This is a genomic window from Curtobacterium sp. KBS0715 (genome assembly GCF_005938005.2).
Lineage (GTDB): Bacteria > Actinomycetota > Actinomycetes > Actinomycetales > Microbacteriaceae > Curtobacterium > Curtobacterium flaccumfaciens.
The window spans coordinates 3,190,558-3,206,991 of sequence record NZ_VCCA02000001.1 but is presented as its reverse complement, the minus strand read 5'-3'; the positions used below and the strand labels follow the sequence as shown (position 1 = coordinate 3,206,991).

Here is a 16,434-nt window from a genome sequence, read left to right as displayed (position 1 = left end):
GGCGAGGCGGAGGTGCGCCGGGCCTCCAGGCCGACCTCGACCGGACCACCTCGACGCGCGGGGCTGACGCGTCCAGCGCCGGAGGGGCACACTGGTCGGAACGGTACGGCCCCGTGCACCGACGGTCGCACGTCGAGCGGAGCGGGGCGCATGACGCAAAGGAGCACCATGACCGACACACAGACGGACCAGCGCGCCGCCATCTCGGACATCGTCCACGGCGCCCACACGGCACTGCTCACCACGGTGAGCGAGGACGGGAACCTGCACGCCAGGCCCCTCGCGGTGCAGGACAAGACGTTCCACGGGACCCTGCGGTTCCTGGTGCAGGACGGCAGCGAGAAGGTCGAGGACATCGCGCGGAACCCGCACGTCAACGTCTCGATCGAGTCGCAGGGCGGGTACCTGTCCATCGCCGGGACCGCGACCGTGACCCAGGACGACTCGGTCGTCGACGAGCTGTGGTCGCCGTTCGCCGAGGCCTGGTTCCCGGAGGGCCGCCAGGACCCGTCGATCCGGCTGCTGACGGTCGAGGGCGTCTCGGTCGAGTACTGGACCCAGGACACCGGTCCGGTCGGCAGCCTGGTGCAGATGTTCAAGGCGGCGCTCGGCAAGCAGAGTCAGCCGGACACCGGCGACCACGGCACGATCGAGCTCTGAGACGCGACGCACAACGCGCGACGCACAACGCCGTCGTCCTGTCCGGACGGCGGCGTCGTGTCGTGTCGGGGCGCGGGGCGCGGTGTCGTGCCCGGTGCATGCTCGGGCCGCGCGTCAGCCGCTCACGGAGGGCCGAGCAGCCACAGCACCGCGACCAGCACCGGCTGCCCGGCCAACGCGCCCGTCACGAGGGTCCACCGCATCCAGGGCTTCGCGACCAGCTCGGGTGACCCGAACAGCGGCGCGAGCGGCATGAGCAGCCGCGGGGTCGAGGCCATCGGCAGCGACACCGCGAAGATGTACAGCGCGTACGCGGCCGAGTACAGCACCGTCGTGGGCCCGAGCCGCAGCGTCGACCGGCGCAGCAACCAGATCGGGTAGGTGACGAGCAGGAACACCACGATGAGGATCCCGCCCACGCCGAGCCAGCGGCCCGCGATCAGGAACCACGGCGTCAGCGGCACGAAGTCCACCCGGCCGATGAAGTTCACCCACCAGGACATCTCGGTCTCCAGGTAGGCGTTCGGCGTCCCGGTGACGTGCGAGGCGATCACCGGCCAGGCGAGCCCGGCGAGGACCATGGTCAGCCCCGCGGCGACGACCCGGACCTGCTCGCGGAGCGGGAAGCCCTCGAACACCCGGCCGGTCTCGCGCCGTGCACGGACCCACCGCACGAGTGCGACGACACCGAGCACGAGCGGGATCGCCAGGGCGCCCGGGCGGGTGAACGCCGCGGCGACGCCGAGTGCCGTCAGGAGCCCGTAGCGCCGACGCTCCAGGGCGAGCAGCGCTCCGAACGACAGCGCGAGGAACATGCTCTCCGCGTACCCGACCTGCAGCAGGAACGAGAGCGGACCGCAGCTGAAGAAGAAGACCGCCCACATCGCCGCGGCGTGCCCGGCACGGTCCCGCACCAGGCGGTGCAGCAGGTAGGTGGCGAGCAGTCCGGCGACGATCGCGACGAGCGGGGCGCCGAGTTCGAACGGCACCCCGGTCGAGGCGGTCAGCGCCCGGATCGTGAAGGGGAACGCCGGCAGGAAGGCCCAGGCGTTCTGCGCGACGTTGCCGGCGGCATCGAGCGGCAGCGCGTCGGGGTACCCGTGCAGCGAGATCTGCTCGTAGTACTGCCCGTCCCACGCCACCAGGAAGGCGCCGAACCCGTGCTCGTTGCCCCAGATCGCGTTGCCCGGGAGCGCACGATCGATGAGCGGGTAGGCGAGCGCGAGCCACAGGGTCGACAGGACCCGGCCGCCCGTCCAGACGAGCAGGACCGCCGCCCACGCCGGCAGGGAGGCCACGGTGTCCAGGACACGTCGTCGGCCGCTGGCCACGCCCGCGGCGACCACGCCGGCGCTGTCGGTGCGGCTCACGCGCGAGGTCCTCGGCGTTCGAGTGGTCGGGTCGGCACCCGGCCAGGGTAGTCGGCCCGAGCATGAGGATCGCCCGGAACCGTGCCTGGAGGCCCGTCCCGCGTCGTGCGGGCTGCTGCGCGTCCGTCCCCCGGCCGGTGCCGCGCCCGGTGGGTGGGGCCGTCCGTGACGGTGCGGACGTCCGCGGGCATAGTCTCGGTGGGCGATGACGACGACGGCGACGACACCCAGACGACGGACGGGCAGCACGGCGGTCGCCGTGCTGGTGGCCGGGACCTTCTTCATGGAGCTCCTGGACGGCACGATCCTGGCGACCGCCGCCCCGGCCATGGGGCGTGACCTCGGGGTCGACTCCGCCGCGGTGGGCGTCGCGATCACCGCGTACCTCGTGACCCTCGCGGTGTTCATCCCGGTGTCCGGCTGGCTCACCGACCGGATCGGCTCCCGGACGGTCTTCGCCGGTGCCATCGCGCTGTTCACGATCGCGTCGGCCCTGTGCGCGCTGTCCACCGGGCTGGTCGAGCTGACGCTGTGGCGCATCCTGCAGGGCCTCGGTGGGGCGCTCATGGTGCCCGTCGGCCGGCTCGTCGTGCTCCGGAGCGCCGGGCGCGAACAACTCGTCACCGCCATCGCCATCCTGACCTGGCCGGCCCTCGCCGCACCGATCATCGCGCCGTTCATCGGCGGCGTGCTCGTCGAGACGCTGACGTGGCACTGGATCTTCCTCATCAACATCCCGCTCGGCGTCATCGCCTTCGTCGCCGCCCTGGTGCTCGTGCCGCAGGAGCGTGCGGCGCAGCGCGTGCCGTTCGACTGGTTCGGGTCGCTGCTCGCCTGCGTCGGGCTCGGCTCGCTCGTGGTGATGGCCTCGCTGCTCGCGCTGGAGGTCGTGCCGGTCACCGCGGTCGTCGTCTCCGGGGCCCTCGGTGCGGTGTGCTGCTGGCTGGCGATCCGGCACTTCCGCCGGGCTCCGCACCCGATCATGGGGCTCGACGCGTTCCGACTCGAGACCTTCCGGGTGTCGCACGCCGGTGGCAGCCTGTTCCGCCTGGCGGTGTCCGCGGTGCCGTTCGTGCTCCCGCTGCTGTTCCAGGACGCCTGGGGCTGGAGCGCCGTGCTCGCCGGGTCCGCCGTGCTCTGGGTGTTCGTCGGCAACCTCGGCATCAAGCCGATGACGACCCCGTTCCTCCGCTGGTTCGGCTACCGCCCGGTGATCATCGTGTCGTCGGCGGTCGCCGCGCTGACCGTGGTCGCGATGGCGTTCATGACCGAGGACACACCGTTCTGGCTGCTCGCCGTGCTGCTCGTCGTCAGCGGTGCAGCCCGCTCCGTGGGCTTCACGGCGTACAACACCATCGCCTTCGCCGACGTCGAGCAGGCGGACATGACCCCCGCGAACACGCTGTCGTCGACGCTGCAGCAGACCGCCGCGGGCTTCGGTGTCGCCGTCGCCGCCGTGGTCATCCGCGCGGCCTCCGGCCTGGGCGGCGACGGACCGTACACGGCCGCGTTCTGGGTCATCGCCGCCCTGCTCGTCGTCGCCTGCGTCGAGGGCATCCTGATGAGTCGCACAGCGGGCGACACCGTCCGCCCGGTCCGCCGTGTCCGCGCCTGATCCCGCCGCTGTCCGTTTCCGTCACGGTCACACGGACGAAACCCGGCAGGCGTTACAGTCTCAGCAACCGTCCGCGGTACCCGAGTACGGTGACCGCGGCAGGGTGACCGGAACACCCGGACAGGAAGGCAGCATGGCCGCGCCAGAGCAGCAGAGCACGATCGCATCAGAGCAGACCGTGCAGCCCACGCAGCTCCGTGTCGTCAGTTACAACCTCCGCGAGCACACCGCGAACAGCGAGCTCGCCGCACTGGCCGAGGCCTCCGAAGCCGACGTCCTGTGCGTGCAGGAGTGCGACAGCAACGACCTCGCACCGTCGATCGGCGGCCTCTCGCTCGCCGCGTCGACCCGCACCAACCGACTCGGGCTCGCGATCTACAAGCGTGACGACCGCTTCGAGGTGCAGGACTTCAGCATCCACTCCCTGCAGAAGTCGCTGCACGACCGGGTCCTCGCACCCGCGCACGAGCGGCTCATCGCGATGCACCTGCGTGACACCGAGGCCGACGCCGAGGTCGTCGTCGCCTCGTTCCACGCCTCACCGCTCACCGCGACGAACTCCCTGCGCCGCAAGCAGATCGAGGCGGCGCACCAGTTCCTGCGCGAGCTGGCGAAGGACGTCCCCGCGGTCATGGTCGGTGACTTCAACTACCCGTGGTTCCAGACGAACCTGCGGCGCAAGATCGAGCAGCACGGCTTCGCCCTGTCGCTGTCCGACCAGCCGACGTACCTGCGCTACCGCAAGTTCACCGGCCACTTCGACTTCGCCACGAGCGTCGGCCTGCACATCGCCGGCGTCGAGACCCTGCCGGCCGGCATCTCCGACCACCGCCCGATCCTGGTGCGTGCCCACTACGAGCACCCCGGCGAGACCGGCGCCGTCACCACCGTCGAGGCTCCCGCCGCCTGACCCGGTGCTGCTGCGCGCCGCTCGTGCCGAGGTCGCTCGACTCGCCGCGGGTGTGCCGCCGAGTGGTCGGGAACTGTCGGTTGCGGGGGCGTCGGGCGACGGTTCGTGCGACCTCGGCGGCGGTGAGCGGGGAGTCGTGACCGCTCGGCGCACGACGCTGGGCGCGTCCGTCGGAGCGGCGACGCACCGGAGGCCCGGCGCCGGTCTCGTGGACCGGCACCGGGCCTCCAGGGCGTTGCACCGGCGCCCCGCGAGCCCGCGTCAGCGACGCAGCGTCGCGCGTGCCAAGCGGTTGCCGATGAACTGGCCGAGCTGCACGATGACGACGATCGCCGCCACCGAGACGTAGACCACCCACCAGTCGTAGCGCTGCGAGCCGTAGGTGATCGCGTACTCGCCGAGTCCGCCGCCACCGATCAGCGCGCCCTGCGCGGTCATGTCGACGATGCCGATGTAGATGAACGTGTACCCGAGGATCAGGGGGCCGAGGCCCTCGGGGATGAGCACCGTCAGCAGGATCGACACGGGGTGTGCACCGGAGGCCCGAGCCGCCTCGACGACGCCCGGGTCGACGGACAGCAGGTTCTGCTCGACGATCCGGGACACCGCGAAGGCCGCGGCCAACGAGATCGCGAAGGTCACTGCGGGGACACCGATCGTGGTCTGCACGACGACCCGTGACAGCGGCGCGATCGCGGCGAGGAAGATCACGAACGGGATCGGGCGGATCAGGTTCACGAACACGTTGAGCACCGTGTACGCGGTGCGGTTGCCGAGGACGTTGCCCGGACGGGTCGCGTACAGCAGCAGGCCGAGCGCGAGGCCGATGACCCCGGCGATGACCAGCGAGACGAGCGACATCACGATGGTGTCGCGGATGGCGGCGAGGAAGACGTCGAACGTGTCGATCACGCTCTGGAAGGAGTTGTTGTTCACGCGGCGGCCTCCTCGTCGGTCGTGACGCCGTCGGCGCGGAGTGCGGCGATCGCGGCGTCGATGGCGCCGGGCGCACCCGACCCGCCAGGACCGCCTGGCCCACCTGGTCGACCGGACCCGCCGCTGGCGTCGCTCAGTTCGTAGGTGAGCGACCCGATCCGGCGCTCCCGGATCTCGCCGACCCCGCCGTAGACGAGCTCGGCGGTGACCCCGGCGGCGCGGAACGCGGCGTCGATGCGGTTCTGCAGCCCGGCCTCGTCGGTGATCTGCACCGTGACGAGCCGACCCGGGTGGCGGTCCCGCAGGCGTCGGAGCGTCTCGGGGGAGGGTCGGTCGTGCAGCGCGGTGCGGACGAAGCGCTGCGCGGCGCCGGTCTTCGGCGTCGAGAACACGTCGTAGACGTCCCCGACCTCGACGACCCGCCCCTGCTCCATCACGGCGACCCGGTCGGCGATCTGCCGGACGGCGTCCATCTCGTGCGTGATGACGATGATGGTGACGCCGAGCTCCCGGTTGACGCGGCGGAGCAGCGCGAGCACCTCGGACGTGGTCTCCGGGTCGAGGGCGCTGGTCGCCTCGTCGGCGAGCAGCAGGTCGGGCGACGCGGCGAGGGCGCGGGCGATGCCGACGCGCTGCTTCTGGCCGCCGGACAGCTGCTCCGGGTAGGCGTGGGCGCGCTCGAGCAGGCCGACGAAGTCGAGCAGCTCGGCGACGCGACGGTCCCGCTCGGCCTTCGGCACGCCGGCGACCTTGAGCGGGTACGCGACGTTGCCGGCGATCGTGCGGGACCGGAACAGGTTGAACTGCTGGAAGATCATCCCGATGTTGCGACGCGCCAGACGGCGGTCCCGCTCGGGGATCGCCGTCAGTTCACGGCCCGCGACGGTCACCGTGCCGGAGCTCGGCAGTTCCAGCGCGTTGACCAGGCGGACCAGGGTGGACTTGCCGGCACCGGAGTATCCGATGACGCCGAGGACCTCTCCCTGGTGCACGTCCAGGGAGACGTCCTCGACGGCCACCACGGTCTCGCCGGTGTCGGCGCGGCGGTAGTGCTTCGAGACGCCGCGGAGTTCGACGAGGACCGGCACTACTGCTTGGCCGCCTTCGCGTCCTGCTCGACCTGGGCGAGCTCGTCCTGCAGCTTCGCGGCGCTCTCGTCGCGGGCGACGGCCTCGGGCAGGTCCTTCGCGAAGGCCTTCTGCACGGCGTCGTCCTGGAACAGCTCCGCCAGGTCGAGGTAGGTCTTGTTGCCCTTGTCCTCGTCGCGGACGGCGAACACGTTCACGTACGGGGCGGCGCTGGCGCTCGAGGGGTCGTCCTGGTAGATCGCGTCCGAGATCGGCAGGCCGGCGGCGGTGGCGAAGTTGTTGTTCACGACGGCGGCGGCGACGGAGCCCTGCTGCAGCGCGTTCGCGGTCTGCGAGGCGTCGAGGGGCTGGACGTCGACCTTCTTCGTCTCGATGTCGTCCGCGGTGGAGAACGCCGAGCCGCCGTCCTTGAGCGTGATCAGGTCCGCCGCCTGCAGGATCAGGAGCGCACGCGCCTGGTTGATCGAGTCGTTCGGGATCGCGACCTTCGCGTTCGCGGGCAGCTCGGACGGCTTGTCGTACTTCGTCGCGTAGAGCGGCAGCGGGTACACGGCGGTCGAACCGATCGGCTGCAGGTCGTCGTTCGAGGTGACGTTGTAGTCCGCCAGGTACTGGATGTGCTGGAACTGGTTGATGTCCAGCTGGCCGTCCTTCAGGGCGGGGTTCGGCAGCGAGTAGTCCGAGAAGTTCGTCAGCTTGACCGTGACGTTGAGCTTGTCCTTCGCGAGCTTCGTGTACGTGCTCCAGTAGCCGAGCGACTTGTCCGCGACACCGATCGTGACGGTCTTCGGGGCGGCGTCACCGGCGGCACCGGCGTCGTTGCTCCCGGAGCGGACGGCTCCGACGATGACGGCGACGACGATCGCCACGACGACGATCGCGGCGGCGACGATCCAGCCGATCGGGCGCTTGCCCTTCGGCTTCTCGGGCAGTGCGGGGGCTGCGGACATGCTGGTGCTCCTCGTGGGCCGTGCGTGTGGGGGCGCCGCGGTGGTCCGCGGCGTGGAGACGAGTGTGACGTGCGGTCCACCCCCGGGGCGAGTTCCGTTCCGCTGTGTTACATCGCCGCCAGGGCGCGGCCCGCTGAACCGTCACGGGGCACCTCGCGGTCCGGGTTGGTTGACTCGGACCGTGCGCAGCATCGAACTCGTCCTCGGTCCGGAGTCGGACGCCGCCGTGCGGTCCGCCTGGCAGGCCCTGATCGACGCCGACCTGCCGAGCCTCGGCCGGCACCCGTCGCCGTCGAACGCTCCGCACGTCACCCTGGCCGCCGGGGACACGCTGCCCGTGCCGGCGGGGTTCCGCACGTCGGTCCCGACCTCGATCCGGCTCGGTGGGCTGCTGCTCTTCCCCGCGGGTTCCGGTCGGTCGGTCCTCGTGCGCGCGGTGGTCGTCGACGCGGCGCTCACGACCTTCCACGCCGAGGTGCACGCGGTCGCTCCCGGCGGCGTCGAGACGTCGCTGCCCGGGCACTGGTCGCCGCACGTCACGCTGGCCCGCCGGGTGCGTGACGAGGACCTGCCGCGCGCCGTCGCTGCGCTGCGCGCCGTGCCGCTGCCGGAGACGCTCGACGTCGGCGGCGTCCGGCACTGGGACGGCGAGACGCGGACGATCACGCCGCTCGCGTTCACGACCGACTAGCGGGGCACGCATCGGGTGCGTTCCCGCCTCTGGAACCAGGTTCCGGACACAGCACCGCGCGATCCCGTGGTGCCGTGTCCGGAACCTGGTTCCGGGGCACGGCCTGGAGGCCCGGCTCAGGTCCCGAGCACCCGCTCGCCGAACGCGGATGCGAACGTCCGCTCCGGGTCGGCCCGGGCGACGAGGTCGCGGAAGTCCGCCAGCCGCGGGTACAGCCCGGCGACCGCCGCCTGGTCGAGCGAGCTCATCTTGCCCCAGTGCGGTCGGCCGTCGAAGGCTGCGAGCCGGGACTCCAGGTCGGGCAGGAGCGCGGCGACCTCGGCCGGGTGCTTCTTCCAGGTGAACGCGATGCAGAGGACGTCCTCGCCCTGGGTCGGGCTGAGCCAGAGCTCGTCCGCCGCCATCGTCCGGAGTTCGCAGACGTGCAGGTGCGGCTGGATCCGGTCGGCGAGCCCCCGGAGCGCGTCGAGGGCGGCCGCCGCGTGCCGGAGCGGGACGAAGTGCTCGCTCTGCACCTCGGACCCGTGGCTCGGGACGGACCCGATCGGGAAGTGCGGCAGCCGGTCCCACCACGGGCCGACCGAGCCGTCGCGCGCGGTCCGGCGGTCGTCGCCGGGGGTGCCGGGCAGGCGGCGTGCGCCGGCCAGCGCGTCGGGCACCGGCACGTCCTCGGCGCCGTCGGGCACGCGCGACTTGACCAGGACCTCGGTGATCGCGTCGCCGAACACCGTGTAGGCGCACACCGAGTACGCGGCGGCGTGCACCTCGGCGACGTTCGCCGTGAAGGTGTCCCAGGGGATCGCGCCGTAGACGTCCTGACGCATCCGGTAGGCAGGTTCCACGTCGAGGGTCACACGGGTCACGATGCCGAGCAGTCCGAGGTGCAGCACGGCACCGTCGAACGCGGGGTCCGTCCGGTCGATCGTCCGGGCGGAGCCGTCCGGGCCGAGCACCTCGAACGCGCGCACCGCGGTGGCGAGCGACCCGAGCGTCGTGCCGGAGCCGTGGGTGCCCGTCGCGACCGCACCGCCGACCGAGATGTGCGGCAGGGACCCCGTGTTGTGCAGGGCGAACCCGGCACGGTCGATGTCGGCCGCGACGTCGCCGTAGCGGGTGCCTGCCCCGATCGTGACGGTGCGGTGCTCGGCGTCGACGACCAGGTCGGTGGGGATGCCGGTCAGGTCGAGCAGGGTGCCCGCGGTGTCGGCGACGTCGTTGAACGAGTGCCGGGTGCCGAGGCCGTGCACCCGGTCGGCGTCGGCCACGACCTGGGCGGCCTCGTCGATCGACGACGGGCGGACGACCCGTTCGGCCGTGTACGTGACCGTGCCGGACCAGTTGAGCTCGCTCGTCGTCGACCGCATGGCGCCCACCCTGCCACGCGGGCCCGAGACGGGAGCAGGCCGGGCGCCGGTCCCGTCACGGGTTCGGCGTCCGGCCCGGCTCGTCGGTCAGTGCGAGGCTCGTCGGTCAGTGCACGGGCAAGGGCGTCGGCGCGCCTTCGGGCACCTCGGGCCGGCGGACGAACACCGACGCCAGGATGCCGAACAGCGAGATGATCGCGCCGACCATGAAGGCGGTACCGACGCCCGACGCGGTGGCCACCTGGACCCCACGGGCACCGGAGCCCTCGACGGCGGTGGCCGCACCGATCGTCAGCAGCGTGACGAACAGGGCCGTACCCGCCGCACCGGCGAGCTGCTGCGCCGTGCCGAGCACCGCGCTGCCGTGCGAGTACAGCTTCGGGGGCAGCCCGCCGAGCGCCGCGGTGAACAGCGGCGTGAAGGTGAGGGCCAGGCCGATGCTCAGCACCACGTGCGCACCGAGGACGAACCACACGCTGGTGTCGACACCGACGGTGGAGAGCGCCCAGAGCACGGCGCTGACGATGATCGATCCGGGGATGAGCAGCACGCGCGGGCCACGGCGGTCGTAGATGCGACCGACGATGGGGGAGAGCAGGCCCATCAGCAGACCACCGGGGAGCAGCAACAGGCCGACCTGCAGGACCTCGAGGCCGAGGACGCGCTCCAGGTAGATCGGCAGCAGGATGAGCGTGCCGAACATCGCCATGAAGCTCAGGCCCATCGCGACGATCGGCACCGTGAAGCCACGGGTGCGGAAGGTGCGCAGGTCGAGCAGGGCGCTGTCGGTGCGCTGCAGGCGCGTCTGCCGGACGATGAACACCGCGAGGGCGACGGCACCGACGACCAGGGCGGTCACCGGGACGAGCGGACCGGTCGCGCCGGCTTCGCCGATGCTGGACAGGCCGTAGACGATGCCGCCGAACGCGAAGGCGGAGAGCACGACCGAGAGGACGTCGATCGGCGCCTTGCGCGGCGTCGAGACGTTCTGCACCTTGACCATGCCGAGGATGAGCGCCGCGATCGCGATGGGCAGCACGAAGCCGAACAGCCAGCGCCACGAGAACGCGTTGAGGATCAGGCCGGAGATCGTCGGGCCGATGGCCGGAGCGACCGAGATGACGATCGAGATGTTGCCCATGATGCGGCCACGGTGTGCGGGGTCGACGAGGGTCAGGACCGTCGTCATCAGCAGCGGCATCATGATCGCGGTGCCGCTGGCCTGCACGATGCGGCCGACGAGCAGGACGGTGAAGCCCGGCGCGAGGAGGGCGATCAGCGTGCCGACCGAGAACAGGCCCATCGCCCAGACGAACACCGGTCGGGTGTTGAAGCGCTGCAGCAGGAACCCGGTGATCGGGATGACGACCGCCATGGTGAGCAGGAAGCCGGTGGTCAGCCACTGGCCGGTCGCGGCGCTGATGTCCAGGTCGTCCATGAGCCGGGGCAGGGCCACGCCCATGATGGTCTCGTTGAGGATGACGACGAACGCGGAGACGAGCAGCAGCCCGATCACGAGTCGGGTCTCGGCAGCGGACGGCTGCGAGACGCTTCCCGTGCGGGGGGCGGAATCGACGGCCTGGGTCATGCGGGTGCTCCTGGTGGGTCACGACGGGTGGAACGGGTGTGGCGCACGACGCGCAGACAGGCCAACTCCCTGAGTGGATGCGATTATTCCGCTTCGATCCGACATCCGCAGGTGAACGATCGGTGCCGAGTACGCCGAGCGCCGGCACCGCTCCCACGCACGTCCGCTCAGTGCAGGATCGCGAACCCGTCGGCGTCCCCGTGCGGCACGACCGACCGCAGGGTGACGTCGGTCACGGTCGCCGACGGCGGCCCGGTGCGCAGGCACTCGACCAACGAGTCGACGGCGACCGAGGGTCCCTCTGCCTCGACCTCCACCGTGCCGTCCCAGAGGTTCCTCGCGTAGCCGACGAGGTCGAGCCCGTCGGCCTTCCGAGCGGTCCAGTACCGGAAGCCGACCCCCTGGACCGTCCCCGACACCACGGCATGCACCCTCGTCACCGTCGTCATGTCCTCCACGCTAACCGCGGCGGCCTGCCGGCAGTTTTCGGCCCCGTGACGATCTGTTTCCGGCTCGTGACGAGCGCACCGCGTCGGCAGTGATAGTGTCATCCCAACCCGAACACTTCGAGTCAGATTGACATTATCTCCACCATGGACGAAGCAGGCATCCGCGTCGCGGTCTCCACCGTGATCGTCGCGCTGCGCCCGCACCCCGACACCGGGGCCCCGGCGCTGTGGATGCCGCTCGTCCGTCGCGTCGCCGAACCGTTCGAGGGTTCCTGGGCGCTCCCCGGCGGCTGGGTCGGCGACGACGAGGGCCTCGAGGACTCCGCGGCCGCCCGACTGCGCGAGACGACGAACGTCCAGCCGCGGTACCTCGAGCAGCTGTACGCGTTCGGTGACGTCGGACGCTCCCCGAGCCGCGTGGTGTCGATCGTGTACTGGGCGCTCGTGCACCCGGACGAGGCGAACGTCGTGCCCGACGACTGGAACGTCCGGTGGTTCCTGGCCGACGAGCACCCGCCGCTCGCTTTCGACCACGACCGCATCGTCGAGTACGCCCTGTGGCGGCTGCGCAACAAGATGTCGTACTCGCGGATCGCGCAGGCGTTCCTCGGCGACCGCTTCACCCTCGCCGAACTCCGGGGCGTGTACGAGGCGGTGCTCGGCCGAGCACTCGACCCCGCGAACTTCCGTCGGCAGGTCGAGAAGACCGACGCGGTCCTGCCGACCGACGAGACCACGAGCGGGGGCCGGCACCGTCCGGCCCGGCTGTACCGCTCGAACCCCGACCTGGCCTACGCGGACAACGGCCCGCTGCAGACCGGGGCCGATCAGCACCAGCAGCGGAACCGATAGGAAACCCCGTGTCCATCGCCACGACGATCGAACTCATCTCCAACGGCAGGGCCGCCGGCAGCACCTGCACGCCCGACCTCGCCGTGCCGACGTGGGACTTCGACTCCCGCCCCGGGTACGGTCCGGGGTCGTCGATGTCCGACGTCATCCCGACGAGTGCCCCGCGCCAGGGTGTCCTGCCCGACGAGTACAAGACGGCCCCGACCGACGAGCTCCACGAGCGCATCGAGCGGGCGAAGGCCACCCTCGGCGACCGGGTCGTCGTCCTCGGGCACTTCTACCAGCGCGACGAGGTCGTCCGGCACGCGGACTTCCTCGGCGACTCGTTCCAGCTCGCGAACGCCGCCCTGACGAAGCCCGACGCCGAGGCGATCGTGTTCTGCGGGGTGCACTTCATGGCCGAGACGGCCGACATCCTGGCGCGCGACGACCAGCGCGTGATCCTGCCGAACCTGGCCGCCGGCTGCTCGATGGCCGACATGGCCGACATCGACAGCGTCGAGGCGGCGTGGGCGGAGCTGACGGCGGTGTACGGCACCGAGCCCGACGCCGACGGCCGCGTCCCCGTGATCCCGGTCACCTACATGAACTCCGCCGCCGACCTCAAGGCCTTCTGCGGTCGGAACGGTGGCATCGTCTGCACCTCGTCGAACGCCGCGACGGTGCTCGAGTGGGCCTTCGAGCGCGGGCAGCGCGTCCTGTTCTTCCCCGATCAGCACCTCGGCCGCAACACCGCGAAGGCGATGGGCATCAGCACCGACCTGATGCCGATGTGGAACCCCCGGAAGCCCGGTGGGGGCAACACCGCCGCGGACCTGCTCGAGGCGAAGGTCATCCTCTGGCACGGCTTCTGCTCGGTGCACCGCCGCTTCACCGTCGACCAGATCGACCAGGCTCGCCGCGAGCACCCGGGCGTGCAGGTCATCGTGCACCCGGAGTGCCCGATGGCCGTAGTCGACGCCGCCGACCACGCCGGCAGCACCGACCTGATCCGGAAGACCGTCGCCGCGGCCACCGAGCCGACCACCTTCGCGATCGGCACCGAGATCAACATGGTGAACCGGCTCGCCGCCGAGTACCCGCAGCACACGATCTTCTGCCTCGACCCGGTCGTCTGCCCCTGCTCGACGATGTACCGGATCCACCCGGGCTACCTCGCCTGGGTGCTCGAGGCACTCGTCCGCGGCGAGGTCCTCAACGAGATCGTCGTCCCCGCCGACGTGCAGGCCGACGCCAAGGTGGCGCTCGAGCGCATGCTCGCCGCCAAGCCGCGCGGCTGAGACGCGGACCCGACCGAACGAGGGAGACCACCGTGCACGTCGTCATCGTCGGCTCCGGCATCGCCGGCCTGACCGCAGCGATCCGCGCCAGTGCCCTGCACGACGTCACCCTCGTGACGAAGGGGGCGCTCGCCGACAGCGCCACCGCGTACGCCCAGGGCGGCATCGCGGTGGCGCTGGGCGCCGACGACTCCGCGGCGCTGCACCAGGCCGACACCCACGTCGCCGCGGCGGGCAGCGCCGACGCCCGGGCCGTCGAGGTCCTGTGCACCGACGGCCCGGCCCGCGTCCGCGACCTGCTCGCCCTCGGGGTGCCCTTCGACCGGTCGTCGGACCCGGCGACCCTCGACCGGTACGGCGACGACCTCGCGCGCGGGCGTGAAGCCGCGCACGGCCGGTGGCGCGTCGTGCACGCCGACGGTGACGCGACCGGAGCCGCCATCGAACGCACCCTCATCGCGGCGCTGCACCGCCGACACGTCACGATCCTGGAGCGCACGAGCCTGACCGACCTGGTCGTCCGCGGCGGCGTGGTCGTCGGCGTCGACGTCCTCGACCTGCTCGGGGAACCCCGCCGGCTCGACGCGGACGCCGTCGTCATCGCGTCCGGGGGAGCCGGACACCTGTACCGCGAGACGACGAACCCCCTGGTCGCGACCGGTGACGGGGTCGCCGCCGCCTGGCGCGCCGGCGCTGTCCTCGCCGACCTGGAGTTCGTCCAGTTCCACCCGACGCGGCTGGCCGTCCCCGGCGGCGGCCTGGTGTCCGAAGCCGTCCGTGGTGAGGGCGCCGTCCTCCGCGACGCCGCCGGGCACCGCTTCATGACGGACGTGCACCCGGACGCCGAGCTCGCCCCGCGTGACGTCGTCGCCCGGGGGATCGCCGCCGCGGTGCGCGACCAGGGCGGCGCACCCGTGCTCCTCGACGCCACCGGCCTCGACGCCGGGTTCCTGATCGCGCGCTTCCCCGGACTCACCCGGGCCACCCGCGCCGCAGGGTTCGACTGGACCCGCGAAGGCGTCCCCGTCGCACCGGCCGCGCACTACTCGATGGGCGGCATCGCGACCGACGCCGAGGGCCGCACGAGCCTGCCCGGACTGCTCGCCGTCGGCGAAGCGGCCTGCACCGGGGTCCACGGCGCCAACCGGCTCGCCTCGAACTCCCTGCTCGAGGGACTCGTCTTCGCGGTCCGCGCAGCGGACGCGGTCGCCGCACCGCGACCCGGTCTGCTCCGCCTGCGCGGGGATGCCGGCCTCCACGTGACCAGCGTGCCCCGAGCGGCCGACGCGATCCGCGCCTCTCCCCACCTGCTCGGCCGTCACGCCGCTCCGCAGGCTCCGCAGCGCGCCGGAACCGGCAGGCGTGGGCCCAGTCCGACCCTGCCTGGAGGCGCGACCCGCCTCGACGACGACGGTGCTGTCCGACAGGCGGTCCAGTCCGTCATGACGGACCGCGTCGGGCTGCTCCGTGACGCCGTCGGGCTGGCCAGCGCACGCCGCGACCTCGACACGCTGACGGCGCCGACCGGCGGCGGCGTGCGCGAGCACGAGGACCGTGCGCTCCTCGACCTGGCCCGACTCGTCGCGCTCGCCGCCGAGGCCCGCACCGAGTCCCGCGGGGCGCACGCCCGCACCGACCACCCCGACACCGACCCCACCGCCCCGGCCTCGTACGCCTGGGTCGCCGACCACACCGACGCACACCCCGACGCACACCCCGACGAGCACACGGACGAACGCGCCGACGGCTCCGCAGCCGTCCCGCAGGAGGTACCCGCATGACCACCGACCCCGGCTCCATCCCGCCGCACGCGCTCCGTCGCGTGATCGAGACCGCGCTCGAGGAGGACGCGCCCTGGGGCGACGTCACCAGCGAGACGCTGATCCCCGCGGAGGCGACCGCGACCGCGACCCTCGGCGCGCGCGAGCCGGGCGTGCTGAGCGGCGGGGCGGTGTTCGTCGCCGTGATGCACGCCGTCGACCCGTCGATCCAGGCCGTGGTGCACGTCGCCGACGGCACGCACTTCGCGGCGGGCGACGTCCTCGCGACCGTGACCGGGTCGGCGCGGGCCGTGCTGCGGGCCGAACGGGTCGCCCTCAACCTGGTCCAGCGGATGTCGGGCATCGCGACGACCACCGCGGCCCACGTCGCGGCCGCCGCGGGCACCGCTGCGCGGATCGTCGACACCCGGAAGACGACGCCGGGCCTCCGAGCACTCGAGCGGTACGCCGTCCGGTGCGGTGGCGGACACAACCACCGCACCTCGCTCTCCGACGCCGTGCTCGCCAAGGACAACCACCTGGCGGTGCTCCTGGCCGGCGGGATCGGCATCGGCGACGCGATCGCCCGGGCCCGCCAGCGGCTCGGGCACACCGTGCACGTGGAGGTCGAGGTGGACCGCATCGACCAGATCGAACCCGTCGTCGCTGCGGGGGTCGACACGATCATGCTCGACAACTTCACCCCGGACGAACTCGTGACCGGGGTCGGCATCGTCGCCGGACGGGCGCTCGTCGAGGCCTCGGGAGGCGTGTCGCTCGACACCGTCGCGGCGATCGCGGCCACCGGCGTCGACGTCATCTCGGTCGGGGCGCTGACCCACTCGGCGCGGGCGCTCGACCTCGGGCTCGACATCGACGTCACGGTGCCCGAGCACGTCGCGGTGCCCGTGCGGGACTAGT

General features: G+C 72.1%; 15 protein-coding genes. 8 read left to right on the top strand and 7 right to left on the bottom strand.

Features of this window, described 5'->3' with window-relative positions:
• Positions 1–168: 168 nt before the first annotated feature.
• On the top strand, positions 169–660 hold the full coding sequence (locus FFG40_RS15215; protein WP_071247568.1) for a pyridoxamine 5'-phosphate oxidase family protein: 492 nt from the start codon (positions 169–171) through the stop codon (positions 658–660).
• 122 nt (positions 661–782) lie between these two features.
• On the opposite strand, the gene FFG40_RS15210 is transcribed toward FFG40_RS15215, so the two are convergent.
• Positions 783–2,030, bottom strand: coding sequence for a hypothetical protein (locus FFG40_RS15210; RefSeq protein WP_138803902.1), 1,248 nt, complete (start codon positions 2,028–2,030; stop codon positions 783–785).
• 205 nt (positions 2,031–2,235) lie between these two features.
• On the opposite strand from FFG40_RS15210, the gene FFG40_RS15205 reads away from it, so the two are divergent.
• Together FFG40_RS15205 and FFG40_RS15200 are read left to right on the top strand one after the other, a co-directional pair.
• Positions 2,236–3,645: an MFS transporter gene (locus tag FFG40_RS15205; protein WP_138803901.1), complete on the top strand. Its 1,410-nt coding sequence runs from the start codon at positions 2,236–2,238 to the stop codon at positions 3,643–3,645.
• Between the two features lie 133 nt (positions 3,646–3,778).
• Positions 3,779–4,555 carry an endonuclease/exonuclease/phosphatase family protein gene (locus FFG40_RS15200; protein WP_051596881.1) on the top strand — a complete coding sequence of 259 codons (777 nt, stop codon included), beginning with the start codon at positions 3,779–3,781 and terminating at the stop codon, positions 4,553–4,555.
• Between the two features lie 261 nt (positions 4,556–4,816).
• Here FFG40_RS15200 and FFG40_RS15195 read toward each other — a convergent pair whose 3' ends face one another.
• Genes FFG40_RS15195 through FFG40_RS15185 form a run of 3 tightly spaced genes read right to left on the bottom strand, consistent with a single transcriptional unit; the run spans position 4,817 to position 7,529 of the window.
• Positions 4,817–5,491 carry a methionine ABC transporter permease gene (locus tag FFG40_RS15195; RefSeq protein ID WP_214529670.1) on the bottom strand — a complete coding sequence of 225 codons (675 nt, stop codon included), beginning with the start codon at positions 5,489–5,491 and terminating at the stop codon, positions 4,817–4,819.
• Positions 5,488–6,579 carry a methionine ABC transporter ATP-binding protein gene (locus FFG40_RS15190; RefSeq protein ID WP_138803900.1) on the bottom strand — a complete coding sequence of 364 codons (1,092 nt, stop codon included), beginning with the start codon at positions 6,577–6,579 and terminating at the stop codon, positions 5,488–5,490. Before FFG40_RS15190 ends, FFG40_RS15195 begins: the two co-directional genes overlap by 4 nt.
• Positions 6,579–7,529, bottom strand: coding sequence for a MetQ/NlpA family ABC transporter substrate-binding protein (locus tag FFG40_RS15185; RefSeq protein WP_138803899.1), 951 nt, complete (start codon positions 7,527–7,529; stop codon positions 6,579–6,581). The genes FFG40_RS15190 and FFG40_RS15185 overlap by 1 nt, the downstream gene beginning before the upstream one ends.
• A 181-nt stretch (positions 7,530–7,710) precedes the next feature.
• Here FFG40_RS15185 and FFG40_RS17205 point away from each other — a divergent pair, with 181 nt between their 5' ends.
• Complete coding sequence (locus tag FFG40_RS17205; RefSeq protein WP_185974208.1) at positions 7,711–8,220, top strand: 2'-5' RNA ligase family protein; 510 nt, start codon at positions 7,711–7,713, stop codon at positions 8,218–8,220.
• 116 nt (positions 8,221–8,336) lie between these two features.
• On the opposite strand, the gene FFG40_RS15175 is transcribed toward FFG40_RS17205, so the two are convergent.
• The 3 genes from FFG40_RS15175 to FFG40_RS15165 form a co-directional block, all read right to left on the bottom strand.
• Positions 8,337–9,584 (bottom strand): D-arabinono-1,4-lactone oxidase, encoded by a 1,248-nt coding sequence (locus FFG40_RS15175; RefSeq protein ID WP_138803897.1) that lies wholly within the window; start codon positions 9,582–9,584, stop codon positions 8,337–8,339.
• A 106-nt stretch (positions 9,585–9,690) separates the two neighbouring features.
• Entirely contained in the window at positions 9,691–11,172 is a 1,482-nt protein-coding gene (locus FFG40_RS15170; protein WP_138803896.1) for an MDR family MFS transporter, read from the bottom strand.
• 167 nt (positions 11,173–11,339) lie between these two features.
• Positions 11,340–11,621, bottom strand: coding sequence for an acylphosphatase (locus tag FFG40_RS15165; protein WP_035808828.1), 282 nt, complete (start codon positions 11,619–11,621; stop codon positions 11,340–11,342).
• A 144-nt stretch (positions 11,622–11,765) separates the two neighbouring features.
• Between FFG40_RS15165 and FFG40_RS15160 the strand changes: the two genes are divergently transcribed.
• From FFG40_RS15160 to nadC, 4 genes are read left to right on the top strand one after another with little or no spacing between them, the layout of a single operon-like run.
• A complete protein-coding gene (locus FFG40_RS15160) occupies positions 11,766–12,473 on the top strand; it encodes an NrtR DNA-binding winged helix domain-containing protein (protein ID WP_035808830.1) in 708 nt (235 codons plus the stop codon).
• 8 nt (positions 12,474–12,481) lie between these two features.
• A complete protein-coding gene (gene nadA / locus FFG40_RS15155; protein ID WP_138803895.1) occupies positions 12,482–13,753 on the top strand; it encodes a quinolinate synthase NadA in 1,272 nt (423 codons plus the stop codon).
• 32 nt (positions 13,754–13,785) lie between these two features.
• On the top strand, positions 13,786–15,534 hold the full coding sequence (locus FFG40_RS15150; RefSeq protein ID WP_138803894.1) for an L-aspartate oxidase: 1,749 nt from the start codon (positions 13,786–13,788) through the stop codon (positions 15,532–15,534).
• A complete protein-coding gene (gene nadC, locus FFG40_RS15145; protein ID WP_138803893.1) occupies positions 15,531–16,433 on the top strand; it encodes a carboxylating nicotinate-nucleotide diphosphorylase in 903 nt (300 codons plus the stop codon). Before FFG40_RS15150 ends, nadC begins: the two co-directional genes overlap by 4 nt.
• Position 16,434: the final 1 nt, after the last annotated feature.